The organism is Microbacterium sp. NRRL B-14842 (assembly GCF_050470785.1).
Genome location: NZ_JBFLUM010000001.1, coordinates 2,500,550 through 2,527,192, shown reverse-complemented (window position 1 = coordinate 2,527,192; position 26,643 = coordinate 2,500,550). Strand labels below are relative to the sequence as shown.

Here is a 26,643-nt window from a genome sequence, read left to right as displayed (position 1 = left end):
GGATGCATGGCGTCCGGGGGTCTTCGCTTCGACAGGCTCAGCGACCCATAGCGGGTCAGTGACCCTGCTCGCCGAAGCGGACGATGGCCTCGTCGAGGATGCGCTGCGCCTCGGCGGCGTTGCCCCACTCGTCGACCTTGACCCACTTGTTGGGCTCGAGGTCCTTGTAGTGCTCGAAGAAGTGTGCGATCTCCTTCTTCGTGTACTCGGCGATGTCGTCGATGTCCTGGATGTGGGCCCAGCGCGGGTCCTTGGAGAGCACGGCGACGAGCTTGTCGTCTCCGCCGGCCTCGTCGCTCATCTTCAGCACCGCGACGGGGCGGACCTCGACGACGACGCCCGGGTAGATGGCGTGGTCCAGCAGCACCAGCACGTCGAGCGGGTCGCCGTCCTCGCCGAGCGTGTTGTCGAAGTAGCCGTAGTCGGCCGGGTAGCCGAAGGTCGTGTAGAGCACGCGGTCGAGGTGCACTCGCCCGGTCTCGTGGTCGACCTCATACTTCACGCGGCTGCCGCGCGGGATCTCGATGACGGCGTCGTGTGCGCCCATGCGTGTGCTCCTCAGGAAGATCGGTTGGATGCCGCCGACCAGCCTACTCGGGGGCCGCGGATTCCAACCGTGACGGACGAGACGGTGCCCTAGCGTGGAGGGATGCCTTCCCTCGCCCCCGCCGTCGCCGAGATCCGCCTCGCCGTGCGCACCGCGCTCGCCGATCTGCCCGAGGGCTCGACCGTGGTCGTCGCGCTGTCCGGCGGTGCCGACTCGCTCGCACTGGCGGCGGCCACCGCGTTCGAGGCTGCGAAGCGGGGGGTGCGTGCGACCACGGTGACAGTCGACCACGGTCTGCAGGAAGGGTCTGCCGAGGTCGCCGCCGAGACGGGACGCATCGCCGGACAGCTCGGGCTCGAGGCGCTCGTCGTCCGTGTCGAGGTCGACGGCGACGGCGGTCCGGAGGCGGCCGCGCGGGATGCGCGGTACCGCGTGCTCCGGGACGCGGCGGGTGATATCGGCGCGCGGGCGGTCCTGCTCGGCCACACCCTCGACGATCAGGCGGAGACCGTCCTCCTCGGGCTCGCCCGCGGCTCCGGGGCGACGAGCCTGCAGGGGATGGCGCCGGATCGGGAGGACGACCACGGCCTCCGCTGGCTGCGCCCTCTGCTCGGCGTGCGCCGCGAGACCACCCGCGCCTTCTGCGCCGCGACGGAGCTGCAGCCGTGGGAAGACCCCCACAACACCGACGACCGCTATACGCGGGTGCGGGTGCGTCACCACGTGCTCCCCGTGCTGGAGACGCAGCTCGGCCCGGGCATCGCCGAGGCGCTGGCTCGCACCGCCGAGCAGCTCCGGGAGGACGCGGAGGCGTTCGACGAGATGATCCACGAGACGATCGAGGACATCGTCGAGCATGCCGAGGCCGGGATCTCCGTGAGCGTCGCCGCGCTCGCCGCCAACCCCGCCGCGTTGCGCAACCGCATCATCCGTCTCGTGGTCGACAGCGAGTTCGGGGCGAGCCTGAGCCGTGCGCAGACGATCGAGGTCGCCCGCCTCGTGACCGACTGGTCGGGTCAAGGGCCGATCGACCTGCCGGGGTGCGCCGCCGTGCGCCAGGGCGGCCGAATCGTGTTCACCGCTGCGACCCGCTGAATCCCTGGCCGCGGCGGCGTCACGTCCTACTTCTTGCCGCCGAAGAGGCCGCCGAGGATCCCGCCGAGGTCGATGCCGCCGCCGGAGCCGCTCTTGCCGCCGCCGAGGAGGCCACCCAGCACGTCACCCAACCCGCCGCCGGAGCCCGAGTCGCCGCCGCCGAGGATGCCGCCGATGACGTCGCCGATCCCGCCGGAGCCCTCCGTGCCCGCATCCGCCTTCGCCGTCTTGTCCTTGGTCGCGTTGGCGATGAGACCCATCACGATCGGCGCGAGGATGGGGAGGAGCTTCCCGAAGTCGATGCCCGGGGTCGCCTTCGACTCCGTCAGCTCCTTCGTGACCTCCTTCTCCTTCCCGCCGAGGATGTGGGAGACGATCTTCTCGCCGTCCTCCTGGTCGATGTCGTCGACCGTCGCCGGGCTCGACGCGCCGCGGTGCTTGCCGAGGGCCTTCTCGATGGCCGCCGATCCTTCCGAGCTCTCCGCGTTCTTCGCGAGTCCGCCGAGGAGCACGGCGCCCCCCTGCTCGACCGCGACCTTGGCCTCGTCACGCGACACTCCGAGCTTCTGCGCGATGTCGTCGAGGGGCACCTGGCTGAGGATGTCGTGAGTCGCCATGGGGATCTCCTTCCGTCGGGGCGTGCGCCCGCGTCACCGTCAGAGTAGTGCGGTGTCGTCGCGCAGGGGAGGGTACGCGTCTGCGACCGGAGCACACCGCCGCGTCGCCTAAAATCGATCCATGCGCGCCGCGGAGATCCAGGACGACCTTGCACAGATCCTCGTCACCGAGGAGGAGATCAACGCCAAGCTCGAAGAGCTCGCGGCGCAGGTCGCGAAGGACTACGAGGGCAAGGACCTCCTCCTCGTCGGCGTGCTGAAGGGCGCGGTCATGGTCATGGCCGACTTCGCACGCGCACTGCCGTTCCACGCGCCGATGGACTGGATGGCGGTGTCGAGCTACGGCGCCAGTACGAAGTCGAGCGGTGTCGTGCAGATCCGGAAGGACCTCGACACCGACCTGCACGGCAAGCACGTGCTCATCGTCGAGGACATCATCGACTCCGGCCTCACGCTGAGCTGGCTGCTGGAGAACTTCGGGTCCCGCGGTGCGGAGTCGATCGAGGTGCTCGCGCTGCTGCGCAAACCGGAGGCCGCGAAGGTCGAGATCGACTGCAAGTACGTCGGCTTCGACATCCCCGTGGAATTCGTCGTCGGCTACGGGCTCGACTACGCCGAGCGCTACCGCAACCTCCGCGACGTCGCGGTGCTGGCGCCCCACGTGTACAGCTGACGCTTCGACAGGCTCAGCGACCCACGCTTCGACAGGCTCAGCGACCCACGTTTCGGCAAGCTCAGCGACCCACGTTTCGGCAAGCTCAGCGACCCAGAGGCGGGAGCGTTGCGCCGTGGGTGAACGCACAGCGGCCCCCTAGCACGGAGGCGATACGCTGATCCGACCATGGATGTGAAGAAGCTCACCCGCAATCCGCTGATCTACGTCGCTCTGATCGGCGTGCTGCTCTTCGGCGGATTCCTGCTGATCTCCAACCTCGGCGCGCCGAAGCAGATCACGACGCAGGAGGGGCTCGAGCTGCTCTCCGGCAAGACCGTGACCGAGGTCGTCACCACCGATGGCGATCAGCGCGTGGACATGACGCTGTCGAAGCCGTTCGAGGGCTCCGAGAACGTCCAGTTCTACTACGTCGAGGCCCGCGCCGACGAGGTGGTCTCCGCGATCGACGCGGCCGCTCCGAAGGACGGCTTCAACGACGCCGTGCCGCGCGCGACCTGGTTCGACGGCTTCCTCTCGCTGCTGCTTCCCCTCGTGCTGCTCGGCCTGCTGTTCTGGTGGCTCCTGTCGTCCATGCAGGGCGGCGGCGGCAAGGTCATGCAGTTCGGCAAGTCCAAGGCCAAGCTCGTCAACAAGGAGACCCCGACGGTCACCTTCGCGGACGTCGCCGGAGCAGACGAGGCGATCGAGGAACTCCACGAGATCAAGGAGTTCCTGCAGGACCCGGCGAAGTTCCAGGCCATCGGCGCCCGCATCCCGAAGGGCGTGCTGCTGTACGGCCCTCCCGGAACCGGAAAGACCCTCCTCGCCCGCGCCGTCGCCGGCGAGGCCGGCGCCCCGTTCTACTCGATCTCCGGTTCCGACTTCGTCGAGATGTTCGTCGGCGTCGGTGCCTCCCGCGTGCGCGACCTCTTCAGCCAGGCCAAGGAGAACGCTCCGGCCATCATCTTCATCGACGAGATCGACGCCGTCGGTCGCCACCGCGGCGCCGGCATGGGCGGCGGAAACGACGAGCGCGAGCAGACGCTGAACCAGATGCTCGTCGAGATGGACGGCTTCGACCCGAACGCGAACGTCATCGTGATCGCGGCCACCAACCGTCCCGACATCCTCGACCCCGCGCTCCTGCGCCCCGGACGTTTCGACCGCCAGATCGGCGTCGACGCCCCCGACCTCAAGGGTCGCCAGAAGATCCTCGAGGTGCACAGCAAGGGCAAGCCGCTGTCGAAGAACGTCGACCTCGAGGTCGTCGCCCGCAAGACCCCCGGCTTCACCGGTGCCGACCTGGCGAACGTGCTCAACGAGGCCGCGCTGCTCACGGCCCGCTCGAACGCGCAGCTCATCGACAACCGCGCCCTCGACGAGGCCATCGACCGTGTGATCGCGGGTCCGCAGCGCCGCACGCGCGTGATGAAGGACAAGGAGAAGCTCATCACGGCGTACCACGAGGGCGGACACGCACTCGCGGCGGCGGCGATGAACTACACGGATCCCGTGACGAAGATCACGATCCTGCCCCGCGGCAAGGCGCTCGGCTACACGATGGTGCTGCCGCTGGACGACAAGTACTCCGTGACCCGCAACGAGCTGCAGGATCAGCTCACCTACGCCATGGGCGGCCGCGTCGCCGAGGAGATCGTCTTCCACGACCCGACCACCGGTGCCTCGAACGACATCGAGAAGGCGACCTCGATCGCTCGCAAGATGGTCATCGAGTACGGCATGACGACGCAGGTCGGCCCCGTCAAGCTCGGCACCGAGGGCGGCGACATGTTCGTCGCCCGCGACATGGGCCGCGGCCGCGAGTACTCGGAGAAGGTCGCGGAGCGCGTCGACGCCGAGGTGCGGGCGCTCATCGAGCAGGCGCACAACGAGGCGTACGCGGTGCTCAGCGAGAACCGCGACATCCTCGACCGTCTCGCTCTGGCCCTCCTCGAGGAGGAGACCCTCGACCACAACCGCATCGCCGAGATCTTCACCGAGGTGAAGAAGCTCCCGGAGCGTCCGCTGTGGCTGTCGAGTGAGGACCGCCCGGTCTCGGAGCGGCCGCCGATCGAGGTCCCGAAGAAGGACGTCTCGCTCGCCGCCTCCGTCGAGGCGCCGACGACCCCGCCGCGCCCGCAGCAGGGCTCCGCCGGAGCGGGCAGCCCTCGTCCCGCGACGGCGTGACGTGACCGTCGACAAGGGACGCGTCGAATGGCTCACCAGGGAACTCCTGGAGGCGATCGGCGAGGACCCCGATCGCCCGGGGATCAAGCAGACTCCTTCCCGGATGGCCGAGCTGTACGCGGAGTTCTTCGCCGGGGTGGGGGAGGATCCCGCCGAGCCGCTCGCGCACACGATCAGCGTGACCCGCGGGCCGGCGCCGGACACCCTGCCCTCCGGCGCGGTGCTCCTGCGCGACATCCGCTTCCGCTCGGTGTGCGAACACCACCTGCTGCCCTTCGCGGGGCATGCGCACATCGCCTACCTTCCGGGCGAGCAGGTCGTCGGTCTCGGTGCGCTCGTGCGCGTCGTCGAGATCCTCGCCGCGCGGCCGCAGGTGCAGGAGCGGCTGGGCGAGCAGATCGCCGACACGATCGCCGAGAACCTCGATGCCCGTGGCGTGCTCGTCGTGCTCGATGCCAGCCACGGCTGCGTGACGATGCGGGGTGGACGGCAGACCGAGGCCTCGACGCTGACCATCGCGGCGCGCGGGGTCTACACCGATCCGGTGGCACGTGCGGAACTGGTGACCCTGATCGGCATGACCGTGCCAGGGGGCGGGACGTCGCGCGCATGACCGGGATCTGGGGCATCGTCAACGTCACGCCCGACTCGTTCAGCGACGGCGGGCGCTACCTCGACGCGGACCGGGCGGTCGCCCACGGCCTTCGCCTGCGAGCCGAAGGGGCGTCCGTCCTCGACGTCGGGGGAGAGTCGACCCGGCCGGGGGCGGAGCGCGTCGGGGTGGAGGAGGAGCAGCGCCGCGTCCTTCCCGTCGTCGAGCAGCTCGCGGCGGCCGGCGTCGTCGTCAGCATCGACACCCTCAACGCGTCGACCGCGGCGGCGGCCGTCCGTGCGGGGGCGCGCATCGTCAACGACGTCTCCGGCGGGCTCGCCGACCCCGACATGCGCGCCGCGGTGGCGGAGTCGGGAGCCGACTTCGCGATCGGGCACTGGCGGGGCTTCTCCGCCGACATGTACGCGAACGCCGACTATCGCCGTGTCGCCCGGGAGGTGGCCGGCGAGCTGCGCGAGCGGATCGGGGAGGCGGCGGCCGCCGGCATCGCGCCGTCCCGCGTGATCGTCGACCCGGGTATCGGGTTCGCCAAGGCGGGCGGCCAGAACTGGGATGTGCTGCGGGGCCTCGACGAGATCGTGGGCCTCGGCTTCCGCGTGCTGGTCGGGACGTCGCGCAAGCGCTTCCTCGCCGACGTGCTGCAGTCGGCGGCGCCGGGCAGTGACGGCGTCTCCGAGGAGCGCCGGGACCTCGCCACCGCGGTGACGAGTGCGCTCGCGATGCGCGCCGGCGCCTGGGCGGTGCGCGTGCACGACGTCGCGGGGACCCGCGACGCCCTTGCGATCACCCGCGCCTGGGAAGGCTGAGTGCGGAGTCGGAGCGTCACCGTACCCTAGAGGCATGGACTTCCTCGACGAGATCGTGCTGACAGGGCTGACTGTGTTCGGCCACCACGGCGTCTACCCGCACGAGCGGGAGAACGGGCAGGAGTTCACGGTCGACCTCCGGCTGCGGCTCTCCCTCGAACAGGCCGCCGCCTCCGACGACGTGGCCGACACGGTCCACTACGGCGAGCTCGCGGAGCGCGTGGCCGCGGTCGTGTCGGGTGAGCCGGTGAACCTCATCGAGACCCTGGCCGAGCGGATCGCGGACGTCGCCCTCGGCGACCGCCGCGTGCAGCAGGTGACCGTGACGGTGCACAAGCCGCAGGCGCCGATCCCGCTGACCTTCGGTGATGTGGCCGTGACGGTGCATCGGACGCGGGCGCCGGAGTCGCTGGAGGACATCACGACATGAGCCGCAACCTCACGCGCCCGCCGGAGGTGCCGGGCCCCCGGCCGCCACGCCCGGAGACGGTGGCGGTCGTGGCGCTCGGCGCCAACCTCGGCGACCGCGAGGACACGATCCGCGCTGCGGCGGCACGAATCGGGCGTCTTCCGCTCGTCTCCGACGTGCGCCTGTCGCGCCTGTTCGAGACGGTGGCGCTCCGCGTGGACGGCCCCGATCCCAACGCCCCCGGCTACGTGAACGCAGTGGCTCTGGTGACCACGCGCCTCGCTCCGGAGATCCTCCTCGGCATGCTGCACGCCATCGAGGACGAGAACGGTCGCGTCCGCGGCGAGCGGTGGGGTGACCGCACTCTGGACCTCGACCTCATCGCCTACGGCGACGTCGTCTCGGACGACCCCCGGATCCAGTTGCCCCATCCGCGGGCGGCGGAGCGGCTGTTCGTCCTGGAGCCCTGGCTCGACGTCGCCCCCGACGCCGAGCTCGCGGGGCGCCGCGTCGCTGATCTGGCGGCGGACCTCCGCGCGCGAGGCGAGGGATGAAGCGCACCTCTGCCGGGCTGCTCGCCGTCCTCGCGCTCGTCGGCGCCGGTGCGGGGTTCATCCTCGACCAGATGCTCACGGCGACCGGTCGAGCCACGTTCACGCCGTCCCTGTTCCTCCCGGTGCTGCTCGTCCTCATCGCCGGCGCATCGCTCGGGGTGGCCTGGCCGGTGCGGCGCAGCGTCCGGTCCGGGGTGCGCATCGACCCGTTCCGTGCCCTGCGGGCCGCGACCCTCGCCCGGGCATCCAGCCTGCTGGGCGCGATCCTGGCCGGCTTCGGCGCCGGGCTGCTGGCCTTCCTCCTCACGCGCCCCATCGATCCCCCGATAGGGTCGACTGTGGCCATGGTGGCGCTGATCGCGAGTGCGGTCGTGCTCGTCGTCGCCGCTCTCGTCGCCGAACAGTTCTGCACCCTGCCGAAGGATCCTGATGACTCAGAACCCAGAGACCGCGCCCCTGAACCCGGCGGAGGGCACTGACCTCGACGCCCTCGACCAGGGCACGTACACGCGGCTGCGCACGGCACGCAACGAGTCCCGCCTCGAGCTCGACGGCACCTGGCACCAGATCTCGCCGCGCTACGTCGTGTCGCAGATCGTGCAGAACGTCATCTTCCTGGCCATCGTCGTTGCCGCCGCGATCGTCCTGAACATCGTGCTCGAGCAGGACTGGGTGTGGATCCCGGCCGGGATGATCATCCTCATCACGCTCGTGACGCTGATCATCCTCCCGCGACAGGCGCGGGCGATCGGCTACATGCTGCGGGCGGACGACATCGTATTCCGCAAGGGCATCCTGTGGCAGCGCATGATCGCGGTGCCGTACGGGCGTATGCAGCTCGTCGACATCACCCAGGGGCCGCTCGACCGGGCGTTCGGCATCTCCCAGCTCAAGATGGTCACCGCGGCGGCGACCACCGGTGTGCAGATCCCCGGCCTCACCCAGGCAGCGGCCGAGGCGCTGCGCGACACGCTGATCCAGGTCGCCGAGACCCGCCGGACCGGCCTGTGAGCGAGTCGCAGCTTCCCACCGCCGCGCCGGGGCAGACCTCCGCGGGCACGCCGTCGACGCACCTCGCGGACGGCGAATGGCACCGGATGCATCCGCTGACGCCGCTGTTCAAGGGCGGCCTGGCGCTCATCATCGTGGGCGGCATCGTGATCGCGAACATGCGCGACCGGGTCATCGCCTGGCTCGTCGGGCAGTTCGCGCCGGAGGAGGCGCACTACGACGAGTACACCGGGGGCGACCCGGTGGACTGGGTGCTCGCGAACAACTTCGCCCTGATCGCGCTGCTGGGTGTCCTGGCGCTCGTCGTGGTGCTCGTGGCGGTCTTCTGGTTCGTCTGGCGCTTCCAGCAGTTCCGCATCACCGGCGACCACGTCGAGGTGCGAAAGGGCATCATCTTCCGCTCCCATCGCCGCGCGCCCCTCGACCGCGTGCAGGGCGTGAACCTCACGCGGCCGTTCCCCGCACGCATCATCGGCCTCGCGAAGCTCGAGGTCGTGGGCGCGGGCACGGATGCGAACGTCGCGCTGGAGTACCTGGCGACGCCGCGGGCCGAGGGGGTGCGCGCCGAGATCCTCCGACTCGCCTCGGGCGCGCGCGCCGCACGGCACGCCGCCCTCGACCCTCAGGGCGCAGCGACGCCCGACGGGTCCGCTCCGACCTCCGCGCGCGCACAGCTCGTCGGCTCGATGAACGAGGGCGTCAACGGCTTGCTCGCCGGAGTGGACCTGCAGGACGTCGTGCCCGAGAGCGTCGTCAAGATCCCCGCCGGCCGACTGATCGGCTCGCAGCTCATCTCCGGGCTGCTGTGGCTGGTGTTCTTCGGCGTGATCTTCGCCATCGCGATCGGCAGCACCCTGATCGGCGTCCTCATCGACGGGGATCCCGACGGCGGGATCGTCCTCCTCGGCATCGGTCTCGGCATGGGCGTCCGATGCTCATCGCGGTCGTCGGTATCACCTGGGCGCAGATCTCGAAGTCGCTGCGGTACTCCATCGCGCCCACCCCGACGGACGTGCGCATCACCTACGGACTGCTCACCACCGTCACCGAGACCCTCCCGCCGGCCGTATCTTCGCGGTCGAGGTGTCGCAGTCCCTGCTCTGGCGGCCGTTCGGCTGGTGGACCATCAAGATCAACCGAATGAGCGGACAAGAGCGCCGCCAGCAGTCGTCGAGCAGCGGTCAGCAGTTCAACGTCGTGCTGCCCGTCGGCAAGCGCGCGGACGTCGAGCGCGTGCTGTCGCTCGTGCTGCCCGACGTCCCGGCGGAGAGCATCCCCGCGCTGTGGGATCAGGGCGTCGTCGGTCCGGCCGAGAACGACCCCTACCGGACGATGCCGCGCCGGGCGTGGTGGCGGCGGCCGGTCTCCTGGAAGCGCCACGGATACGCGCTGACGACGGACGGACTGCTGCTGCGCCGCGGCATCGTGTGGCGCAAGCTCGCGGTCTTCCCGCTCGCGCGTCTCCAGGGTGTGTCGCTCAGTCAGGGGCCGATCGACCGGGCTCAGGCGGTCTCCGGAGCCCAGGTGCACACCGTGCCCGGACCGATCACCGGCCTCCTGTCGGGTCTCGAGCGGGCCGATGCCCTCGCACTGCTCGACGAGGTCAGCATCGCCGCCGCCGAAGCGGCATCCCGCGACCACACCCACCGGTGGAGCGAGCACGCCGCGGCTCCCGTCGCGCCGCCCGCTCCGCCGCAGTTCGGCGGTCCTGCCGCTCCGATGCCTCCCGCGCCTCCCGTGTTCGGCGGCCCGGCATCAGCCCCGTCCGTGGCACCCGCGCCCCCGGTCGCGCCGCCCTCCGCATCCCCGGGGTCGGCGGCCCCACCTGCTCCGCCGGTGCGGACTCCTGCGGTGACGCCGCCGCCGGCGCCTCCGGTGACCGCGCCCCCGGTCGCACCGCCTCCGGCCCCTCCCGTCACGGCGCCCCCGGTCGCACCCCCACCTGCTCCGCCGGCGCCGCAGACGACCGCGCCTTCGGCCCCGCCGGCGCCGACCGCGCCGCCCGCGCCGCCGGCGCGAACCGACGCGCCGCGCGAGGAGTGAGCGTGGTGCGCGACGGCCGTCTCGGCGTCGGCATCATCGGCGCGGGGCGGGTCGGACCGGTCATCGGCGCGGCGCTGGCCGGGGCCGGGCACGCGATCGTCGGGATCACCAGCGGGTCGGACGACGAGCGTGCGTCGGCGGTGCTCCCCGGCGTCCCGGTGCTGGAGACGCAGGAGGTGGTGCGGCGGTCCGAACTGGTGATCCTCGCGGTCCCTTCCGCTGAGCTGTCGGCCCTGGTCTCGGGCATCGCCGAGCTCGGCGGGTGGCAGATCGGCCAGCTCGTCCTCCACACCGATCCGGCACAGGGCATCGAGGTCCTGCGCCCGGCGGCGGAGCGCGGCGCCATCCCGTTGGCGGTGCATCCGGCGATCACGTTCACCGGGACCTCGATCGATCTCCGGCAGTTGCAGGCAGGATTCGCGGCGGTCACCGCTCCCGCCGCCGTGCTTCCGATCGCCCAGGCGCTGGCCGTCGAGATGGGGTGCGAACCGGTCGTCATCGCGGAGGCCGACCGTGCCGCCTATGCCGACGCGATCGCCACGGCCACGGAGTTCTCCCGTTCGATCATCGGACAGTCCACCTCGCGGCTCCGGGAGATCGGGGTCGAGAATCCGGGCGGCTTCCTGTCGGCCTTGGTGCAGTCGACCGTCGAGCGGGCGTTGCGCGACGCCTCGGACCCGCCACCTCTCGTCTGATCACGCGCCCGCGCCGTGACCCCGGCTCAGCGTCCGCCGGAGAAGCCGCCGCCACCGCCGCCCCCGGAGAAGCCTCCGCCGAACGAGCCGCCGGTGCTGGACGACGTACCGGTGGACGGGGCCGAGTAGGTCGCGGCCGCCGTGGAGGAGCTCATGAACGCCACGAGCGACGTGCGGAGAGCGAAGGACGTGGGGTCGCCGATCCACGTCGGGCCGTGCGCCTCCCGGCTGTACGCCGTCTCGAGCACCCGGCCCCACTCGTCCTCCATGCCGAACAGCATCGCGTAGGGGAGGAGGCGCTCGTACACATGGATGACGTCCGCGCCCTCCTCCGTGCGCCGTTCCGCGCCGGTGTAGGACTGCAGCATCCGCAACCGATCCTCCTCCGCGACGCGGATGAACTCGCGCACCCCCTGCAGGTGCTCGTACGCCCGCGCTCCCTCCGGAGTGAGGACCGTGTGCCGAGAGAAGGTGAAGAAGCTCGAAGCCGCGACGAGCAGCGTCCCGACGGAGATGGCCAGAAGCGCGGGTCCCGCAGACAGGCGACCGGATGCCACGGCGACGATGGCGACGACGAGACCCACCACGGCGACGGCGATGGCCACGGACTGCAGGATGACGGCAGCGCGGCTCCGCACCCTGGTCGTCAAGCCCCGGCGGGAGGCCTCCTCCTGGCCCTTCGTCGTCAGCGCGGTCATCCGCGTCGCGAAGGCCTCGCTCTCGGCCGGCAGGTCCACGACGCCGTCCGCATCCGCGTGGGGGAAGAGCGCGTCGAGCGCAGCCTGGTCGAGGGGACTCGGCGCGCTGCCCTGGGGCTGTCGTCGCAGCCGGGGCGCTTCGTCCGACGCCCCTTCCTCGATGCGCAGCGTGCCGCGGACGGCGAGGTGGACGATCTCCGCCGGGACGACGTTCTTCGCGCCGGGGATGAGCGCCGCGGCGAGCAGGGGCGGCTGGTCATCGGGGACGTCGTACTGCGCCACGATGATCCCGGTGGCGCGGCGTCGACGTCGGTCGGCGGCCACGGTCGCCGCCCAGCCGGCCGCCGCGAGACCCACGGCGCCGACGGCGGCGACCACCGGCCCGACATCGGCGACGGGGTCGGGGGTCCGCGCGGATGGCTGGACCACCGTGCCGGGGTCGAAGCCGACGGCTACCGTCACCCCGTCCGCCGCCGGCAGCGGTGCGGCCTCGACGCGGAAAGTCGTGGCCTCTCCGTCTGCGACCGGTCCCTCGAGGTCGCAGGGCTCCGTGGAACCGGAAGGACCGATGTAGCACTTCGTCGCCCCGGTGAGATGGGTGCTCAGGGCGGCATCGAATCGGATGTCTGCCCGGAACGCCTCGATCGGCTGCGTGCTGTCGAGGGGGAGGAGGTCCCAGTAGAACTCGTCCGCGGCGCGGGAACCGGACGCGTCGGGTGCGCTCCCGACGATGACGTCGCGCATCTCGTATTCGATGACATAGGTGGTGAGGCCATGGACGAAGTCGTCGTCCCCGGTGAGGACGAAGAGGGTCCCGTCGTCCTCCTCGGTCTCGTACGGGACCGCGGTCCCGTCCTCGTCGGTGACCGCGATGACCCGGGTGTCGATGCCGGCGCCCTTGTACGTCGTCGCCAGGCCCCGCACGATGCCGCGGTTCTGGTCGGCGTCGGGGAAGCGGGCGACCACCGTCTCCGTCACCTGCATGCGCGCCCGGCCATCGTCGTCGAGTCCGACGTCGTAGACCGCATCCCAGGATGCGTACGAGAAGTCGTCGACATCGGCGGCCGCAGCGACCGTCGTCGCCGGGCGTTCCACGGCCATGGCGACCGAGGGGGCGAGGACCGGGATGACGGCGAGGGCGAGGACGGCGCTGGCGCGGAGGATCCGGGTGGGGGCCATGGTTCGAGGCTACCGAGCCCCGCGCCGCGGGAAGAACGCCCGCCGTCGGTCTCCGCCCGACCGGCCGGAGTCCGCCGCGCCATCTCGGTAAACTGGGTACGACTTCCAAGGAGCCCCGCACATGACTGACGCGCCCGCCGCGCCCGAAACGGCCTCGGCCGCCTCTTCCGCCGAAGAGGACATCCACGAGCAGAAGGCCGTCCGCCTCGCCAAGCGCGAGCGCCTGATCGAGAAGCGCGCGGACGCGGGCGGCGGGGCGTTCCCGGTCGCCGTGCCGGTGACGCACAGCATCCCCGCCCTGCGGGCGGAGTACGGCGACCTCGAGCCCGGAGCCGAGACCGGTGTGATCGTCGGCGTCGCCGGCCGCGTGGTCTTCAGCCGCAACACCGGCAAGCTCTGCTTCGCCACCCTCCAGGCCGGGGACGGCACCCGGATCCAGGCGATGGTCTCGCTGGCCAACGTCGGCGAGGAGTCGCTCGCCGAGTGGAAGGAGTTCGTCGACCTCGGGGACCACGTCTTCGTGCACGGCGAGGTCATCTCCAGCCGCCGCGGTGAGCTGTCGATCATGGCGGATGATTGGGCCATCGCCTCGAAGGCGATCCTGCCGCTCCCCAACGCCTACGCCGAGCTCAGCGAAGAGGGCCGGGTACGGAGCCGCTACCTCGACCTCATCGTGCGGGAACAGGCGCGGACGACCGTGCGCGCACGCGCCGCGGTGAACGCCAGCCTGCGGTCCACGTTCGCCGCGCACGGCTACCTCGAGGTGGAGACTCCCATGTTGCAGGTGCAGCATGGCGGCGCATCCGCCCGACCCTTCATCACCCACTCCAACGCCTTCGACACCGAGCTCTACCTCCGCATCGCGCCGGAGCTCTACCTGAAGCGCGCGGTCGTGGGCGGTATCGAGCGCGTGTTCGAGATCAACCGGAACTTCCGCAACGAGGGCGCCGACTCGACCCACAGCCCGGAATTCGCGATGCTCGAGGCCTACCAGGCCTACGGCGACTACAACCAGATGGCGGCGCTCACCCAGGAGCTCGTCCAGCAGGCGGCGGTCGCCGTCGCCGGGTCGACCACGGTGACCTGGGCGGACGGCACCGAGTACGACCTGGGCGGCGAGTGGGACCGCATCTCGATGTACGAGTCGCTGTCGGCCGCCTCCGGCCGCACCGTCACGCCGACGGACGCCGTCGAGGACCTGATCGCCTTCGCCGAGGCCAACGGCGTCGACGTGCCGCCCCAGGCCACGCACGGGAAGCTCGTCGAGGAGCTCTGGGAGCACTTCGTGAAGGGTGACCTCGTGCGGCCGACCTTCGTCATGGACTTCCCCGTCGACACGTCGCCTCTCGTACGCGAGCACCGGTCCGTCGAGGGCGTCGTGGAGAAGTGGGACCTTTACATCCGTGGCTTCGAGCTGGCGACCGGCTACTCCGAGCTCGTCGACCCGGTCATCCAGCGGGAACGGTTCGAGGAGCAGGCGAAGCTCGCCGCGCGCGGCGATGTCGAGGCCATGCCGATCGACCAGGAGTTCCTGCGGGCGCTGGAGCACGGCATGCCGCCGTCCGGGGGCATGGGCATGGGCATCGATCGCCTGCTGATGGCGATCACCGGCCTCGGCATCCGCGAGACGATCCTCTTCCCGCTGGTCAAGTAGCCGCGAGCCGCTCACTCTCCACGCCGCCCGCGGAAGGCCCACTCGGGCAGCACGGCACCGCACATCATGGTGTCCAGGAGCAGGGCGAGGCTGTAGTCCGGATCGATCTCCCTGGCCATGTCGAGGTAGCGTCCCGCGTGCGTGGCGCGGCCGAGCGCCCACGAGAGCCAGGCGGCGACCGTGAGCGGTCCGGGACGCGCTTCTCGTGGCGCCAGGGCAGTGGCGTGTCGGACGGCGTGCAGCGCGGTGCGAAGGCGCTCGCCGTCCGGCGCCGGGCCGCGACCGAGGAACACCCGTCCGATGTCGTCGGGTACCGGAGCGCCGGAGGCTGCGAAAGCCAGCTGCGCCTCCATGGTGTGGATCCCGCGGCGGTGATCGGTGGCCCACTGGGCGATGGCCGCGTCGCGCACCGGCGGGCGCCCGAGGCACCACACGAGCGCTGCGGCGGCCAGAGGCTGCAGGGGTTCACGGGCGAGGGCGACGGCTTCGAGGAAGGCGGGGATGTCGTCGAGGAGGGCGTACGCCGCGATCACCTCCGCGTCCGCCGGATCGGGGGCCCCGGCAGGCCCGGACGGGAGCGCGCCGTCGAGCCCGCGCAGCACGCGCGCGACCTGCTGCTCCTCTGCGGCGGGAACCGGCGGGAGTCCCGCGCCGGAGAACTGGTCGCCGGAGACGTCGCCGAGCGCGGAGGCGTCCGGCGGGGGAACGATGTCCGACAGCGGATGGAGCGCCGGCTCGGCGTCGTCGTAGCGGGCCCATCCTTCGGGCGTCACGCACAGGGCCTCGACGGCGCGCAGGCCCGCTCCCTCGGCGCAGCCCAGCAGTGTGTCGACCATCACGGCGTGCGGCAGGACCAGGCCGTCAGGCGTGCGCTGCGAGGGCTCGTCGGTGTACACCACGACGGCCACCGCGTCGGTGCCAGGGACACGGACGACGAGCTCGACCGCCGCTGCGGCGTAGTGCAGGACCGGGACGGCGGCGTCAGGGAGGTCGAGGCGCATCGCCCCGTCGCTGCGGGTGCCGTGGAACGGGAGGAGGGCGATGCTCTCGCGCGGCGTGAAGCCGGCGAGTGCGGGCACGATACTGAGGAACTGGGCGGAGTCGGAGGCGCGGAGCACGGTTGTCATGAGGAGAGGTTCGCGTGCCTTCGCGCCCGTCGGACCGGTGATGGACCCATGTGGATGAGAATCCTGAGAAGCGCCGCCTGTGCACGATCAGTCGCTCGCGTACGATGGAGGCATGGACAACTTCTGGCTCGCCGCGGCATGGTCGCTCCTGCCGACGGTCGGCGTCAGCATCGTCTTCTTCGTCGTGCTCCGCGGCATCCTGCGGTTCGACCGCACGGAACGGAAGGTCCATGCGCAGATCGAGGCCGAGGAACGCGCCGCGCGCGGGCTGCCTCCGCGGGCCTGAGTCCGACCCATCCGCTACTGTGAAGCGAGCGCGCCGGGTCCGGTGCGCCCCGGGGTGACGATCCCCGGTGTGGGTGAGGGGGCGTGATGACCGCGGAGTCCTGGGGCTGGTGGGTCGCCGCCGTGGTCCTGGTGCTCGACATCATCATCCGCGTCACCGCCGTCATCGTCATTCCGCGCAACCGCCGCCCCACCGCGGCGATGGCCTGGCTCCTCGCCGTGTTCTTCATCCCGGTGGTCGGCGTCTTCCTGTTCCTGCTGATCGGGAACCCCCGCCTGCCGCGCGCGCGGCGCCGGAAGCAGGAACAGATCAACGAGTACATCGCCGAGACGAGCGAGCACCTGCACTTCGGGACGCTGCGACCCAACGCCCCCGCATGGTTCGGTCCCATCGTGCAGATGAACCAGCGCCTCGGTGCCCTGCCGCTCTCCGGGGACAACGGCGCGCACCTCATCTCGGACTACCAGGAGTCGCTCGACGAGATGGCCGAGGCCATCCGCACCGCGCAGGATTACGTGCACGTGGAGTTCTACATCCTGCAGTCCGACGACTCGACGGACAACTTCTTCCGCGCCCTCGAGGAGGTCGCCGCGCGGGGCGTGGCGGTGCGCGTGCTCCTGGACCACTGGGCGAACCGCGGCAAGCCCCGCTATCGCCAGACCATCGCGCGTCTGAACGAGATGGGCGCCGAGTGGCACCTGATGCTGCCCGTGCAGCCGCTCAAGGGCAAGATGCAGCGGCCGGACCTGCGCAACCACCGCAAGCTCCTCGTCGTGGACGGCAACATCGCCTTCCTGGGCTCGCAGAACATCACGGACTCCACCTACAACCTGCCGAAGAACATCCGGCGCGGTCTGCACTGGGTCGACCTGATGGTCAGGCTCGACGGACCCGTCGTGCTGAGCGTCAACGCGATCTTCCTCAGCGACTGGTACAGCGAGACCGATGAGGTGCTCGAAGAGATCGACATCTCCCACGCCAACATCGGCTCCGGGGACCTGGACTGCCAGGTCGTGCCGTCCGGCCCCGGCTTCGAGGTCGAGAACAACCTGCGGCTGTTCCTCGCGCTCCTCTACGCGGCGAAGAAGCAGATCATGATCGTCAGCCCGTACTTCGTGCCCGACGAGGCCCTGCTGCTGGCGGTCACCGCGGCCGTGGACCGCGGGGTCGAGGTGCAGCTGTTCGTCTCGGAGGAGGGCGATCAAGCGATGGTCTACCACGCGCAGCGCAGCTACTACGAAGCGCTGCTGCGCGCCGGCGTGCGGATCTGGATGTACCGGAAGCCGTACATCCTCCACACGAAGAGCCTCACCATCGACGACGAGGTCGCCGTCATCGGCTCGAGCAACATGGACATGCGCTCCTTCGGCCTGAACCTCGAGGTCTCGATGCTCGTGCGCGGCGAGGAGTTCGTCGCCGAGATGCGCGAGGTGGAGGACAAGTACCGGTCGCTGAGCAGGGAGCTGAGCCTCGAGGAATGGATGCAGCAGCCCCTGCGCTCCACCGTGCTCGACAACCTCGCGCGGCTCACCTCCGCACTGCAGTGAGCGGGCATTCCGTCAACCCCCGTTTCGGGCGGAGGAACCCGCCGCTACCCTGAGGGCATGACTCCCCGCAGGCTCGTGATCGCCGTGTCCTCCGCGCTCGCCGCGGCCCTCGTCCTCGCCGGCTGCACGGTGGGCCCGGGCGGCACCGCACCGCACACCACGTCGGATCCCTCCAGCGGCCCCGGGAACGCCGGGAGCAGCGACGAGCAGGACGACATGGACGCGACGCTTCTCGACGACGCGCGGATGTTCGCCATCGTGAGCTGGGGATCCTCGACGTGCCTGCCTCAGGTCGACGAGATCACCGCCGAGGGGCAGCGGGTCTCGGTCACCCTCGTCGAACCTGAAGGCGATGGCGCGACGGAGCAGGCGTGCACGGCGGACCTCGCGCCGCGGGCGAGCGTCGGCGCTCTGCCCGAGGGCGTGGACCCGACGAAGGACATCACCCTCGTGGTGACCTACGGCGACCTGCTCGACGAGATCGATGTCGATGCCGACCCCGAGGCCACGGCGACGCCGGGCTCGGCGACCGAGTACCAGCCGTCGGCCGGCTGGTTCGACGACGGCGGGCTCGTCCTGTTGACCTGGGGGTCCTCCAGCTGTGCTCCGGTCGTCGAATCCGCCGAGGCCGACGGATCCACGGGGACCGTGACCTTCGTCACCGACGAGAACCAGGTCTGCACCATGGACATGGCGCCGCGGGCCACGGTGGTCGAATTCCCCGAGGATGACGTCGACGACGACGGTCCGTTCCAGCTGACGCTCGTCGGCGGCGGCCTCGACGGCACGGTCGAGGTGCGCTGAGTCCGCAGCCCCTGGTCAGATGATGTGCACCGGGTGCCCGGTGGGCAGCGCCAGCAGGAGCGCACCGGGGTCCGCCCGGCAGGTGACGTGCACGGCCTCCCCGAACTCGTCGCCGTCGAGCTCGATCGGCGTGGGGCCGGGTGCGGCGGCCTCGGCGCGGGCGCCGCGGAAGTAGTGGACGGACGCGTCCGTGCCGCGGCGATCGAGCACGAAGCGTCCGGCGCGGAAGCGGCGCAGCACGGAGTTGTCCCACCAGATCTTCCGCCAGACGCCCAGCCAGCCGAGCACGCCGGTGGGCTGGATGACCGCGACGTCGAGGGTGGCATCCGTGATGGAGGCGTCCGGGATGAGGGAGATGCCCGCGGGGAGGGTGCCGCAGTTCGCGAACAGGATGCTGTGCACCTTCGTGGAGTGCAGGCGTCCCGTGCCGATCTGGTACACGGCGCGGAAGGGCTTCGCGCGCGGAAGGGACCGGGCCGCGCCGTCGACGTACGCGATCCAGCCGACGGACTTCTTCAGGTCGGCTCGGGTGTTGGCGATCATGTCGGCGTCGAGACCGATGCCGGCGAGCACGACGAAGGCGTGCTCCTCCTCGCTGCCGTCCTCCCTGGTCATCCGTGCCCACCCGATGTCGATCGGATGGTGGAAGTCGCCCAGCGCGGCGCGGATCATCTCCGCAGGGTCGGTCAGCGGGAGGCCGAGGTTCCGCGCGAGGAGATTCCCGGTGCCGCTCGGGAGGATCGCGAGTGGGACACCCGTGCGGGCGATGGCTTCGGCGACCGCCCGCACCGTGCCGTCGCCGCCGGCCACGAGCACGACGTCCACCCCGCGTGCGAGCGCTTCCGCCGTCGCCCCCTGCCCCGCGTCCTCGATGGTCGTCGGATAGAAAGCGGGGTGATCCCACCCCGCTTCGCGGGAGAGGTCGCGGACCTGAGCGCGCAGGCGCTTCCCGTCCACTTTCACCGGGTTGTACACGAGCGCCGCCTGCTTCAGGACGGGGGGACTCGTGGTCATGGCGCTACTCTAGACCGCCCGCCCGGGCCCTCCCCTCGCACCTCGTAGACTTGCGGGATGATCGACCTCGCACTCCTCCGCGACAACCCGGAGATCGTCCGCCGTTCGCAGGCTGCCCGTGGCAACGACCAGAGCACCGTCGACGTCGCACTCGAGGCCGACCGGTCGCGCCGCGCCGCGCTCGCCGCATTCGAGGAGCTGCGCGCCGAGCAGAACGCGTTCGGCAAGCAGGTCGCGAAGGCACCCAAGGAGGAGAAGGCCGCCCTGGTCGCGCAGGCCAAGGACCTCGCCGACCGGGTCAAGCAGGCGCAGCACGCGGCGAACGAGGCGGCCGAGGCCGCGGCCACGGCACTGGCGCGGATCGAGAACGTCGTCATCGACGGTGTCCCCGCCGGCGGTGAGGAGGACTTCGTCGAATTGCGCCGCGTGGGCGAGGTCCCCGCGTTCGACTTCGAGCCGCGCGACCACCTCGAGCTCGGTGAGATGCTCGGCGCCATCGACATGGAGCGCGGGGCCAAGGTCTCCGGAGCGCGCTTCTACTTCCTCCGCGGGATCGGCGCCCGGCTCGAGATCGCGCTCATGAACCTCGCTCTCGACAAGGCGCTGCAGAACGGCTTCGTCCCGCTCATCACGCCCACCCTCGTGCGCCCCGAGATCATGCAGGGCACCGGCTTCCTCGGCGAGCACGCCGATGAGGTCTACCACCTCGACAAGGACGACGACCTCTACCTGGTCGGCACGAGCGAGGTCGCCCTCGCCGGCTACCACAAGGACGAGATCGTCGATCTGGCACCTGGCGCGCTCCGTTACGCCGGATGGTCGACCTGCTACCGCCGTGAGGCCGGCTCGCACGGCAAGGACACCCGCGGGATCATCCGCGTGCACCAGTTCAACAAGCTGGAGATGTTCGTCTACACCACGGCCGAGGACGCCGAGGCCGAGCACCTGCGCCTCGTCGCTCTCCAGGAGGAGATGCTGACCTCGCTCGGTCTCGCGTACCGGGTGATCGATGTGGCGGCAGGTGACCTCGGGTCCAGCGCAGCCCGCAAGTACGACATCGAGGCATGGGTCCCCACCCAGGGAGCGTTCCGCGAGCTGACCTCCACGTCGAACTGCACGACCTTCCAGGCGCGTCGTCTCGACGTGCGATACCGCCCGGCGGCGGAGGAGGGCGGCACGGCGCCGAAGACCCAGCATGTCGCGACCCTCAACGGCACGCTCGCGACCACGCGCTGGATCGTCGCCCTGCTCGAGACGCATCAGCAGGCGGACGGCTCGGTACGGGTCCCCGAGGTCCTGCGCCCCTACCTCGGCGGACTCGAGGTGATCCGCCCGCTCGCCGACGAGCAGAGCACCCGGTGACGGCGCCCTGGCTGGTCGGCCTCGACGTCGACGGGACCATCCTCCTCCAGGACGAGACGATGAGCCCCGGGGTGCCCGAGGCCATCACCCGAGTCCGCGAAGCGGGGCACGTGGTCACCATCGCCACCGGCCGCAGCTGGATGGCGACCCGCCGCTATGTGGAGGAGCTCGGCCTCACCGCCGACTATGTGGTGTGTTCCAACGGTGCCGTGACGATGCGCCGAGACGGGGATGACTGGGAGCGCTGGCACGTCGAGACCTTCGACCCGACACCCGTGCTGGCCCTGTTGCGGGATCGGCTCCCGGACGCCCGGTACATGGTCGAGCTCGGCTCCGGCCAGCGCCTGTTCACCGAGCAGCTCGACGACTGGACTCTCGACGGCGGACGCCAGGTCGACTTCGAGGAGCTCGGAGCCCTTCCCGTCTCCCGAATCGTCGTCGTCTCGCCCGGACACGACGAGGACGACTTCCATCGGCTCGTCGCCGACGCCGGCCTCAACGAGGTCTCCTATGCGATCGGGTGGACGGCCTGGCTGGACATCGCTCCGCAGGGCGTCGACAAGGGCACGGCCCTGGAGCGTGTGCGGGACGAACTCGGTCTCGATGCTGCGCGGGTGCTCGTCGCCGGGGACGGACGCAACGACATCGGCATGTTCGGCTGGGCCCGCAGCGGCGGCGGACGCGCGGTGGCCATGGGACAGGCGCCGGTCGAGGTGAAGGACGCCGCGGGGGAGATCACCGCCGACGTCGAGCGGGGAGGGCTCGCCGCCGCCCTGAACACGCTTCCAGCGCCCGCCCAGGTCGACGCCGGAGAATAGAACTCGGCTAGACTCGCGCCTGGTCGACAGAAGTTTCTGTCGGGAGGGTTGTCCGAGCGGCCGATGGAGCTGGTCTTGAAAACCAGTGGGCAGAGATGTCTCGTGGGTTCGAATCCCACACCCTCCGCTTCCTGAGCGCGGTACCCCCGCCGTCGCTGAATCCGAAAGGGCCCGAGTGAGCGAGAACACCCGACGCCGCCGCACCGTCGCGCGACATGGTCAGCTGCGCTCGCCCGGTCCCGTCAGCCAGCTCCTCCGGCTTCTCGCGATCAGCATGGCGGTGGTGCTCGTCAGCGGCATCGGCGTCGCGGCCTACTTCTACCTCGACTTCTCCAGCACCGTCTCCGCGAACGCCGTCGATCTCGACGGGCAGGAAGACCTGCCGCCGGACATCGGGGCCTACAAGGGTGGGTTCAACCTCGTCCTCGCCGGAGTCGACACCTGCGAGGACGACTACAAGCAGTACTTCGGCGACCGGTGCACCGGCGGCGACGCCGAGGGCACGCTCAACGACGTGAACCTGCTCGTGCACGTGTCCGAGGAGCCGCGGCGGATCACCGTCGTCAGCTTCCCGCGTGACCTCATGATCCCCATCCCGTCGTGCGAGGACGAGGACGGCAACGCCACGGCCGCGATGAGCAAGCAGCCGCTCAACGTCGCGTACACCGACGGCGGGCTGAACTGCGTCGTCCGTACGATCTCGGCGCTCACGGACCAGGAGGTGCAGTTCGCCGCCTCCGTGACGTTCGGTGGTGTCATCGAGATCACCAACGCGATCGGCGGGGTCGACGTCTGCCTCGCGAACCCGATCCGCGACCGCTACACGGGTCTGGACATGGCGGCCGGCACGCACACCGTCCAGGGCCTCGAGGCTCTGCAGTTCCTCCGCACCCGGCACGGCGTCGGCGACGGCAGCGACCTGGGCCGCATCGGCAACCAGCAGCAGTACATGTCCAGTCTCGCCCGCAAGCTCATCAGCGGCGAGGTGCTGGGCAACGTGCCGGTCATGCTGAAGCTCGCCAACACCGGCATCCAGAACCTGGAGACGAGCACGTCGCTCGCCGACCCGATGATGATCGTGCAGATCGCGCTGGCCGTGAAGTCGGTGCCGTTCGAGGACATCGTGTTCGTGCAGTATCCGACCCTGGAGGACTGGGACGACCCGAACAAGGTCGTGCCGAACGAGGAGGCCGCCGCCGCCCTCTGGGACGCGATCGAGGCCAACGCCCAGTTGCAGATCACGCACGAGAACACCAGCAACGATGGCGTCGTCGTGGAGGAACCGACGACTCCGACCGAGCCCACGGAGCCCACCACGCCGACACAGGGGGCGACGCCGACCCCCACGACGGCTCCGGACGTCGTGGCGCTTCCCGATTCCATCAAGGGCAACTCCGCCGCGCAGCAGACGTGCTCGAACGGCAACGTGCGCTGAGCGGGACTCAGGAGCTCCGCGGGCGATAGGCCGCCGGCGGATGCGTCGCGGCGACGAGGGCGCGAAGCTCCGAGAGCTCGGCCGGCGCCGCGCCCAGAGCCCGCGCCTGGACGAGGACGTTGCCGAGGGCTGTCGCCTCGACAGGCCCTGCCAGGACGGGAAGCCCGGTGCGGTCCGCCGTCGCCTGACACAGCAGCCGGTTGAGAGACCCGCCGCCGACGAGGTGGACGACGTCGAGAGACTGCCCGGAGAGCCGGCCCGCCGTGCGGACCGCGTCGGCGAACGCGGCGGCGATGCTCTCCACGACGAGCCGCACGAACGCCGGACGATCGGTGGGCGCGACGGCACCGTGTGCGTGCAGGAGGCCAGCGATACGCGTCGGCATGTCCCCGGGGGCCGACAGCGAGGGGTCGTTCGCGTCGAACACGGCGGAGGGCGGCGCTGTGGCGGCCGCCTGGTCGAGAAGCCCTGACAGGTCGATGGCCTTGCCGTCTTCGCTCTCCCACGCGCGCACGGTCTCGCTGAGGAGCCAGAGACCGGTCACGTTGTGGAGGACGCGGAACCGATCGTCCACACCGCGTTCGTTGGTGAAGTTCGCTTCCCTGGCCGCGTCCGTGAGGATCGGCTGAGCGTGCTCCACACCGACCAGCCCCCAGGTGCCGCAGGAGATGTACGCGGCGCGGGGCGACGTCATCGGAACGGCGGCCACCGCCGACGCGGTGTCGTGCGAACCGACCGCGATCACCGGCAGATCGGCGCCGATGCGCTCTGCCACCTCCGGGCGCAGCCGGCCGATGACCGTGCCGGGATCGACGAGGTCCGCCAGGAGGGAGGCGTCGATCCCGAGACGGGTCGCGAGCGCCACATCCCAGGTGCCGGACTCCACGTTCAGCAGGCCTGTCGTCGAGGCGTTGGTCCGTTCGGCGACGCGGGCACCGGTGAGGAGGAAGGCGAGGAGGTCCGGGATGAGGAGCGCGGTGTCGGCGTCGTGCCGGAGCTCGTCCGCCCGGAGCTGGTAGAGCGTGTTGAACGGGAGGAACTGCAGGCCGTTGCGGGCGTGGAGCTCCTCGAACGGGACCAGGGCGTGGACCTCGTCCACGCCGCCGGCGGTGCGGTCGTCGCGGTAGTGGAACGGCTCGGCGAGCAGCTCACCGGCACGCAGGAGGCCGTAGTCGACCGCCCACGAGTCGATGCCGATGGACTCGATGTGCGGTTCCCGGCGCACCGCTTCCGCGAGGCCGTCGAGGACATGGGCGACGAGGGCGTCGAAGTCCCAGTGCAGACCGTCGGCGCGGGTCACCGGTCCGTTCGGGAACCGCGACACGGGCTCGAGCTCCAGGACGCCCGGCCCCACTCGGCCGATCATCACCCGACCGCTCGTGGCGCCGAGATCCACCGCCGCGACCGCACGGACGTGCCGTACGGTCGCGGGCGAGCGGTCGTCGGTCATCGCAGGAATGCCGCGGCGACGCCGGAGTCGACGGGGATGTGCAGACCGGTGGTGCGGCTCAGCTCCGGGCCGGTCAGCACATAGACGGCGTCCGCGACGTTCTCCGGCACGACTTCGCGCTTGAGGATCGTGCGGTCGGCGTAGAACTGGCCGAGGTCCTCTTCCTTGACGCCGTACGTGGCCGCCCGGTTCGCTCCCCAGCCGGAGGCGAAGATCCCGGACCCGCGGACCACGCCGTCGGGGTTGATGCCGTTGACCCGGATGCCGTGCGCGCCGAGCTCCACGGCGAGCAGCCGCACCTGGTGCGCCTGGTCGGCCTTCGTCGCCGAGTACGCGATGTTGTTCGGGCCGGCGAAGACGGAGTTCTTGGAGGAGATGTAGATGATGTCGCCGCCGAGTCCCTGGTCGATGAGCACGCGCGCGGCGGTCTTCGAGACGAGGAACGAGCCCTTCGCCATCACGTCGTGCTGGAGATCCCAGTCCTTCTCGGTCGTCTCCAGCAGAGGCTTCGACAGCGACAGGCCGGCGTTGTTCACCACGAGGTCGATGCCGCCGAACGCGAGCACCGCCTGGTCGATCGCGGCCTGCACCGCATCGGCGTCGGCGACGTTCGCGGCCACACCGATCGCCACGTCGTCGTTCCCGAGCTCGGCGGCCGCGGCCCTGGCCTTGTCCAGGTCCAGGTCGGCGACGACCACACAGGCGCCCTCCGCGGCGAGGCGGGTCGCGATGGCCTTGCCGATCCCGCTCGCGGCACCGGTGACGAGGGCGATGCGGCCCTGGTGGGACTTCGGCTTCGGCATGCGCTGCAGCTTCGCCTCCTCCAGCGCCCAGTACTCGATGCGGAACTTCTCGGCGTCGGAGATGGGGGAGTACGTGGACAGCGCCTCGGCACCGCGCATCACGTTGATGGCGTTCACGTAGAACTCGCCGGCGACCCGCGCGGTCTGCTTGTTCGCTCCGTACGAGAACATGCCGACGCCGGGCACGAGGACGATCAGCGGATCCGCGCCGCGGATCGCCGGCGACTCGGCCGTGGCGTGGGCGTCGTAGTAGGCCTGGTAGTCGGCGCGGTAGGCGGCGTGGAGCTCCCGCAGCCGTGCGGTCTGCTCCTCCACGGTCGCCGTGACAGGGAGGTCGAGGAGGAGCGGCTTGACCTTGGTGCGCAGGAAGTGATCGGGGCAGCTCGTGCCGAGGGCGGCGAGGGCCGGGGCCTTCTCGGAGGCGAGGAAGTCGAGGACCACGTCGCTGTCGGTGAAGTGACCGACCATCGGCTTGTCCGTCGACGCGAGCCCGCGGATGGTTCCGGCGAGGGCGGCCGCCCGCGCGCGGCGCTCCGGCTCCGGCAGGGCCCCGAAGCCCGAGCGCGTGCCGCCGAACGGTTCGGGCGACCCGTGCTCCGCGATGTAGGCGGCGGCGGTGTCGATGATCCAGAGGGAGTTCGCCTCTGCCTCCTCGGAGGAATCGCCCCAGGCGGTGATGCCGTGTCCGCCGAGGATCGTGCCGATGGCCTGCGGGTTCGCCGCCTTGATCTCCGCGATGTCCAGCCCCAGCTGGAAGCCCGGGCGGCGCCACGGCACCCAGACGACCGGGTCGCCGAAGATCGCTCTCGTGAGCTCCTCGCCGGCGGCGGCGGTGGCGATCGCGATGCCCGAGTCGGGATGGAGGTGGTCCACGTGCGGGGCGTCGACCAGGCCGTGCATCGCGGTGTCGATCGAGGGGGCGGCGCCGCCCTTGCCGTGGAGGCAGTAGTCGAAGGCGGCGACCATCTCGTCCTCCCGCTCGACGCCCGGATAGACGTCGACGAGCGCGCGCATGCGGTCGAGGCGGAGGACGGCCAGGCCGTTCTCGGTCAGCGTGCCGAGGTCCCCGCCCGACCCCTTGACCCAGAGGAGCTCGACCGGCTGCCCGGTCACGGGGTCGATCTCGGTGCCCTTGGCGGACGTGTTGCCGCCGGCGTAGTTCGTGTTCTTGGGGTCGGCGCCCAGGCGGTTGCTCCGCGCGAGTAGTTCGGCGGCGGTGGGGTTCGTCATGCGA

The 26,643-nt window shown here is 70.7% G+C and carries 26 protein-coding genes, 1 tRNA gene and 1 pseudogene; 20 read left to right on the top strand and 8 right to left on the bottom strand.

Features of this window, described 5'->3' with window-relative positions; all coding sequences use genetic code 11:
* Positions 1-55: 55 nt before the first annotated feature.
* Positions 56-547: an inorganic diphosphatase gene (locus tag AB1285_RS12460; RefSeq protein ID WP_017204665.1), complete on the bottom strand. Its 492-nt coding sequence runs from the start codon at positions 545-547 to the stop codon at positions 56-58.
* A gap of 102 nt (positions 548-649) precedes the next feature.
* Here AB1285_RS12460 and tilS point away from each other — a divergent pair, with 102 nt between their 5' ends.
* Positions 650-1,642, top strand: a complete 993-nt coding sequence (gene tilS, locus AB1285_RS12455; RefSeq protein WP_370428380.1) for a tRNA lysidine(34) synthetase TilS — start codon at positions 650-652, stop codon at positions 1,640-1,642.
* Positions 1,643-1,668: 26 nt separating this feature from the next.
* On the opposite strand, the gene AB1285_RS12450 is transcribed toward tilS, so the two are convergent.
* Complete coding sequence (locus AB1285_RS12450; RefSeq protein WP_259953597.1) at positions 1,669-2,259, bottom strand: DUF937 domain-containing protein; 591 nt, start codon at positions 2,257-2,259, stop codon at positions 1,669-1,671.
* Positions 2,260-2,380: 121 nt separating this feature from the next.
* On the opposite strand from AB1285_RS12450, the gene hpt reads away from it, so the two are divergent.
* From hpt to AB1285_RS12405, 9 genes and pseudogenes are all read left to right on the top strand, one after another.
* Positions 2,381-2,932, top strand: coding sequence for a hypoxanthine phosphoribosyltransferase (hpt, locus tag AB1285_RS12445; protein WP_187663213.1), 552 nt, complete (start codon positions 2,381-2,383; stop codon positions 2,930-2,932).
* A gap of 168 nt (positions 2,933-3,100) precedes the next feature.
* Entirely contained in the window at positions 3,101-5,101 is a 2,001-nt protein-coding gene (ftsH, locus tag AB1285_RS12440) for an ATP-dependent zinc metalloprotease FtsH (RefSeq protein WP_187663214.1), read from the top strand.
* A 1-nt stretch (position 5,102) separates the two neighbouring features.
* On the top strand, positions 5,103-5,714 hold the full coding sequence (gene folE / locus AB1285_RS12435; RefSeq protein WP_370428379.1) for a GTP cyclohydrolase I: 612 nt from the start codon (positions 5,103-5,105) through the stop codon (positions 5,712-5,714).
* Positions 5,711-6,520, top strand: a complete 810-nt coding sequence (gene folP, locus AB1285_RS12430) for a dihydropteroate synthase (RefSeq protein ID WP_259953601.1) — start codon at positions 5,711-5,713, stop codon at positions 6,518-6,520. The genes folE and folP overlap by 4 nt, the downstream gene beginning before the upstream one ends.
* A gap of 34 nt (positions 6,521-6,554) precedes the next feature.
* The gene (folB, locus tag AB1285_RS12425) at positions 6,555-6,950 is read left to right on the top strand and encodes a dihydroneopterin aldolase (protein WP_259953603.1); all 396 of its coding nucleotides are present in this window, start codon (positions 6,555-6,557) and stop codon (positions 6,948-6,950) included.
* The gene (folK, locus tag AB1285_RS12420) at positions 6,947-7,483 is read left to right on the top strand and encodes a 2-amino-4-hydroxy-6-hydroxymethyldihydropteridine diphosphokinase (protein ID WP_370428378.1); all 537 of its coding nucleotides are present in this window, start codon (positions 6,947-6,949) and stop codon (positions 7,481-7,483) included. The genes folB and folK overlap by 4 nt, the downstream gene beginning before the upstream one ends.
* A complete protein-coding gene (locus AB1285_RS12415; protein ID WP_259953606.1) occupies positions 7,480-7,962 on the top strand; it encodes a DUF3180 domain-containing protein in 483 nt (160 codons plus the stop codon). Before folK ends, AB1285_RS12415 begins: the two co-directional genes overlap by 4 nt.
* A complete protein-coding gene (locus AB1285_RS12410) occupies positions 7,913-8,494 on the top strand; it encodes a PH domain-containing protein (RefSeq protein WP_259953608.1) in 582 nt (193 codons plus the stop codon). Before AB1285_RS12415 ends, AB1285_RS12410 begins: the two co-directional genes overlap by 50 nt.
* An 86-nt stretch (positions 8,495-8,580) precedes the next feature.
* Positions 8,581-9,006 (top strand): annotated as a pseudogene (locus tag AB1285_RS12405) (PH domain-containing protein); the annotation flags it as partial.
* Between the two features lie 110 nt (positions 9,007-9,116).
* On the opposite strand, the gene AB1285_RS12400 reads toward AB1285_RS12405, so the two are convergent.
* Complete coding sequence (locus tag AB1285_RS12400; RefSeq protein ID WP_429977501.1) at positions 9,117-9,365, bottom strand: hypothetical protein; 249 nt, start codon at positions 9,363-9,365, stop codon at positions 9,117-9,119.
* 212 nt (positions 9,366-9,577) lie between these two features.
* Between AB1285_RS12400 and AB1285_RS12395 the strand changes: the two genes are divergently transcribed.
* Positions 9,578-10,537, top strand: a complete 960-nt coding sequence (locus tag AB1285_RS12395; RefSeq protein ID WP_429977496.1) for a PH domain-containing protein — start codon at positions 9,578-9,580, stop codon at positions 10,535-10,537.
* A gap of 2 nt (positions 10,538-10,539) precedes the next feature.
* Positions 10,540-11,232: a DUF2520 domain-containing protein gene (locus AB1285_RS12390; RefSeq protein ID WP_259953614.1), complete on the top strand. Its 693-nt coding sequence runs from the start codon at positions 10,540-10,542 to the stop codon at positions 11,230-11,232.
* Positions 11,233-11,258: 26 nt separating this feature from the next.
* Here AB1285_RS12390 and AB1285_RS12385 read toward each other — a convergent pair whose 3' ends face one another.
* Positions 11,259-13,109 carry a DUF2207 family protein gene (locus AB1285_RS12385; RefSeq protein ID WP_370428377.1) on the bottom strand — a complete coding sequence of 617 codons (1,851 nt, stop codon included), beginning with the start codon at positions 13,107-13,109 and terminating at the stop codon, positions 11,259-11,261.
* Positions 13,110-13,230: 121 nt separating this feature from the next.
* Between AB1285_RS12385 and lysS the strand changes: the two genes are divergently transcribed.
* Positions 13,231-14,763, top strand: coding sequence for a lysine--tRNA ligase (lysS, locus tag AB1285_RS12380; RefSeq protein ID WP_187663223.1), 1,533 nt, complete (start codon positions 13,231-13,233; stop codon positions 14,761-14,763).
* Positions 14,764-14,774: 11 nt separating this feature from the next.
* Here the strand turns inward: lysS and AB1285_RS12375 are convergent, their stop codons facing one another.
* Positions 14,775-15,890 (bottom strand): DUF4192 family protein, encoded by a 1,116-nt coding sequence (locus AB1285_RS12375; protein ID WP_268777641.1) that lies wholly within the window; start codon positions 15,888-15,890, stop codon positions 14,775-14,777.
* Between the two features lie 112 nt (positions 15,891-16,002).
* On the opposite strand from AB1285_RS12375, the gene AB1285_RS12370 reads away from it, so the two are divergent.
* The 3 genes from AB1285_RS12370 to AB1285_RS12360 all read left to right on the top strand — a co-directional run bounded on the left by AB1285_RS12370 (position 16,003) and on the right by AB1285_RS12360 (position 18,527).
* Positions 16,003-16,176, top strand: coding sequence for a hypothetical protein (locus tag AB1285_RS12370; RefSeq protein ID WP_167627854.1), 174 nt, complete (start codon positions 16,003-16,005; stop codon positions 16,174-16,176).
* 86 nt (positions 16,177-16,262) lie between these two features.
* A complete protein-coding gene (cls, locus tag AB1285_RS12365; RefSeq protein ID WP_363588017.1) occupies positions 16,263-17,723 on the top strand; it encodes a cardiolipin synthase in 1,461 nt (486 codons plus the stop codon).
* 57 nt (positions 17,724-17,780) lie between these two features.
* Positions 17,781-18,527 (top strand): hypothetical protein, encoded by a 747-nt coding sequence (locus AB1285_RS12360; RefSeq protein WP_370428376.1) that lies wholly within the window; start codon positions 17,781-17,783, stop codon positions 18,525-18,527.
* Between the two features lie 15 nt (positions 18,528-18,542).
* On the opposite strand, the gene AB1285_RS12355 is transcribed toward AB1285_RS12360, so the two are convergent.
* Entirely contained in the window at positions 18,543-19,541 is a 999-nt protein-coding gene (locus AB1285_RS12355; protein WP_370428375.1) for a diacylglycerol/lipid kinase family protein, read from the bottom strand.
* A 57-nt stretch (positions 19,542-19,598) separates the two neighbouring features.
* On the opposite strand from AB1285_RS12355, the gene serS reads away from it, so the two are divergent.
* From serS to AB1285_RS12335, 4 genes are all read left to right on the top strand, one after another.
* Positions 19,599-20,903, top strand: coding sequence for a serine--tRNA ligase (serS, locus tag AB1285_RS12350; protein WP_187663228.1), 1,305 nt, complete (start codon positions 19,599-19,601; stop codon positions 20,901-20,903).
* On the top strand, positions 20,900-21,721 hold the full coding sequence (locus AB1285_RS12345; RefSeq protein ID WP_187663229.1) for an HAD family hydrolase: 822 nt from the start codon (positions 20,900-20,902) through the stop codon (positions 21,719-21,721). The genes serS and AB1285_RS12345 overlap by 4 nt, the downstream gene beginning before the upstream one ends.
* 42 nt (positions 21,722-21,763) lie before the next feature.
* Positions 21,764-21,848, top strand: a tRNA-Ser gene (locus tag AB1285_RS12340).
* A 48-nt stretch (positions 21,849-21,896) separates the two neighbouring features.
* Positions 21,897-23,156, top strand: a complete 1,260-nt coding sequence (locus AB1285_RS12335; protein WP_187663230.1) for an LCP family protein — start codon at positions 21,897-21,899, stop codon at positions 23,154-23,156.
* A 7-nt stretch (positions 23,157-23,163) separates the two neighbouring features.
* On the opposite strand, the gene AB1285_RS12330 is transcribed toward AB1285_RS12335, so the two are convergent.
* On the bottom strand, positions 23,164-24,606 hold the full coding sequence (locus AB1285_RS12330; protein ID WP_268777639.1) for a rhamnulokinase: 1,443 nt from the start codon (positions 24,604-24,606) through the stop codon (positions 23,164-23,166).
* Positions 24,603-26,639, bottom strand: a complete 2,037-nt coding sequence (locus AB1285_RS12325; protein ID WP_370428374.1) for a bifunctional aldolase/short-chain dehydrogenase — start codon at positions 26,637-26,639, stop codon at positions 24,603-24,605. The genes AB1285_RS12330 and AB1285_RS12325 overlap by 4 nt, the downstream gene beginning before the upstream one ends.
* Positions 26,640-26,643 lie beyond the last annotated feature (4 nt).

What these genes read in the sequence shown, in the direction of transcription:
- AB1285_RS12460 (WP_017204665.1), bottom strand. Translation starts at nt 547, where the DNA reads ATGGGCGCACACGACGCCGTCATCGAGATCCCGCGCGGCAGCCGCGTG.
- tilS (WP_370428380.1), top strand. Translation starts at nt 650, where the DNA reads ATGCCTTCCCTCGCCCCCGCCGTCGCCGAGATCCGCCTCGCCGTGCGC.
- AB1285_RS12450 (WP_259953597.1), bottom strand. Translation starts at nt 2,259, where the DNA reads ATGGCGACTCACGACATCCTCAGCCAGGTGCCCCTCGACGACATCGCG.
- hpt (WP_187663213.1), top strand. Translation starts at nt 2,381, where the DNA reads ATGCGCGCCGCGGAGATCCAGGACGACCTTGCACAGATCCTCGTCACC.
- ftsH (WP_187663214.1), top strand. Translation starts at nt 3,101, where the DNA reads ATGGATGTGAAGAAGCTCACCCGCAATCCGCTGATCTACGTCGCTCTG.
- folP (WP_259953601.1), top strand. Translation starts at nt 5,711, where the DNA reads ATGACCGGGATCTGGGGCATCGTCAACGTCACGCCCGACTCGTTCAGC.
- folB (WP_259953603.1), top strand. Translation starts at nt 6,555, where the DNA reads ATGGACTTCCTCGACGAGATCGTGCTGACAGGGCTGACTGTGTTCGGC.
- folK (WP_370428378.1), top strand. Translation starts at nt 6,947, where the DNA reads ATGAGCCGCAACCTCACGCGCCCGCCGGAGGTGCCGGGCCCCCGGCCG.
- AB1285_RS12415 (WP_259953606.1), top strand. Translation starts at nt 7,480, where the DNA reads ATGAAGCGCACCTCTGCCGGGCTGCTCGCCGTCCTCGCGCTCGTCGGC.
- AB1285_RS12410 (WP_259953608.1), top strand. Translation starts at nt 7,913, where the DNA reads ATGACTCAGAACCCAGAGACCGCGCCCCTGAACCCGGCGGAGGGCACT.
- AB1285_RS12400 (WP_429977501.1), bottom strand. Translation starts at nt 9,365, where the DNA reads ATGAGGACGCCGATCAGGGTGCTGCCGATCGCGATGGCGAAGATCACG.
- AB1285_RS12385 (WP_370428377.1), bottom strand. Translation starts at nt 13,109, where the DNA reads ATGGCCCCCACCCGGATCCTCCGCGCCAGCGCCGTCCTCGCCCTCGCC.
- lysS (WP_187663223.1), top strand. Translation starts at nt 13,231, where the DNA reads ATGACTGACGCGCCCGCCGCGCCCGAAACGGCCTCGGCCGCCTCTTCC.
- AB1285_RS12375 (WP_268777641.1), bottom strand. Translation starts at nt 15,890, where the DNA reads ATGACAACCGTGCTCCGCGCCTCCGACTCCGCCCAGTTCCTCAGTATC.
- AB1285_RS12370 (WP_167627854.1), top strand. Translation starts at nt 16,003, where the DNA reads ATGGACAACTTCTGGCTCGCCGCGGCATGGTCGCTCCTGCCGACGGTC.
- cls (WP_363588017.1), top strand. Translation starts at nt 16,263, where the DNA reads ATGACCGCGGAGTCCTGGGGCTGGTGGGTCGCCGCCGTGGTCCTGGTG.
- AB1285_RS12360 (WP_370428376.1), top strand. Translation starts at nt 17,781, where the DNA reads ATGACTCCCCGCAGGCTCGTGATCGCCGTGTCCTCCGCGCTCGCCGCG.
- AB1285_RS12355 (WP_370428375.1), bottom strand. Translation starts at nt 19,541, where the DNA reads ATGACCACGAGTCCCCCCGTCCTGAAGCAGGCGGCGCTCGTGTACAAC.
- serS (WP_187663228.1), top strand. Translation starts at nt 19,599, where the DNA reads ATGATCGACCTCGCACTCCTCCGCGACAACCCGGAGATCGTCCGCCGT.
- AB1285_RS12330 (WP_268777639.1), bottom strand. Translation starts at nt 24,606, where the DNA reads ATGACCGACGACCGCTCGCCCGCGACCGTACGGCACGTCCGTGCGGTC.
- AB1285_RS12325 (WP_370428374.1), bottom strand. Translation starts at nt 26,639, where the DNA reads ATGACGAACCCCACCGCCGCCGAACTACTCGCGCGGAGCAACCGCCTG.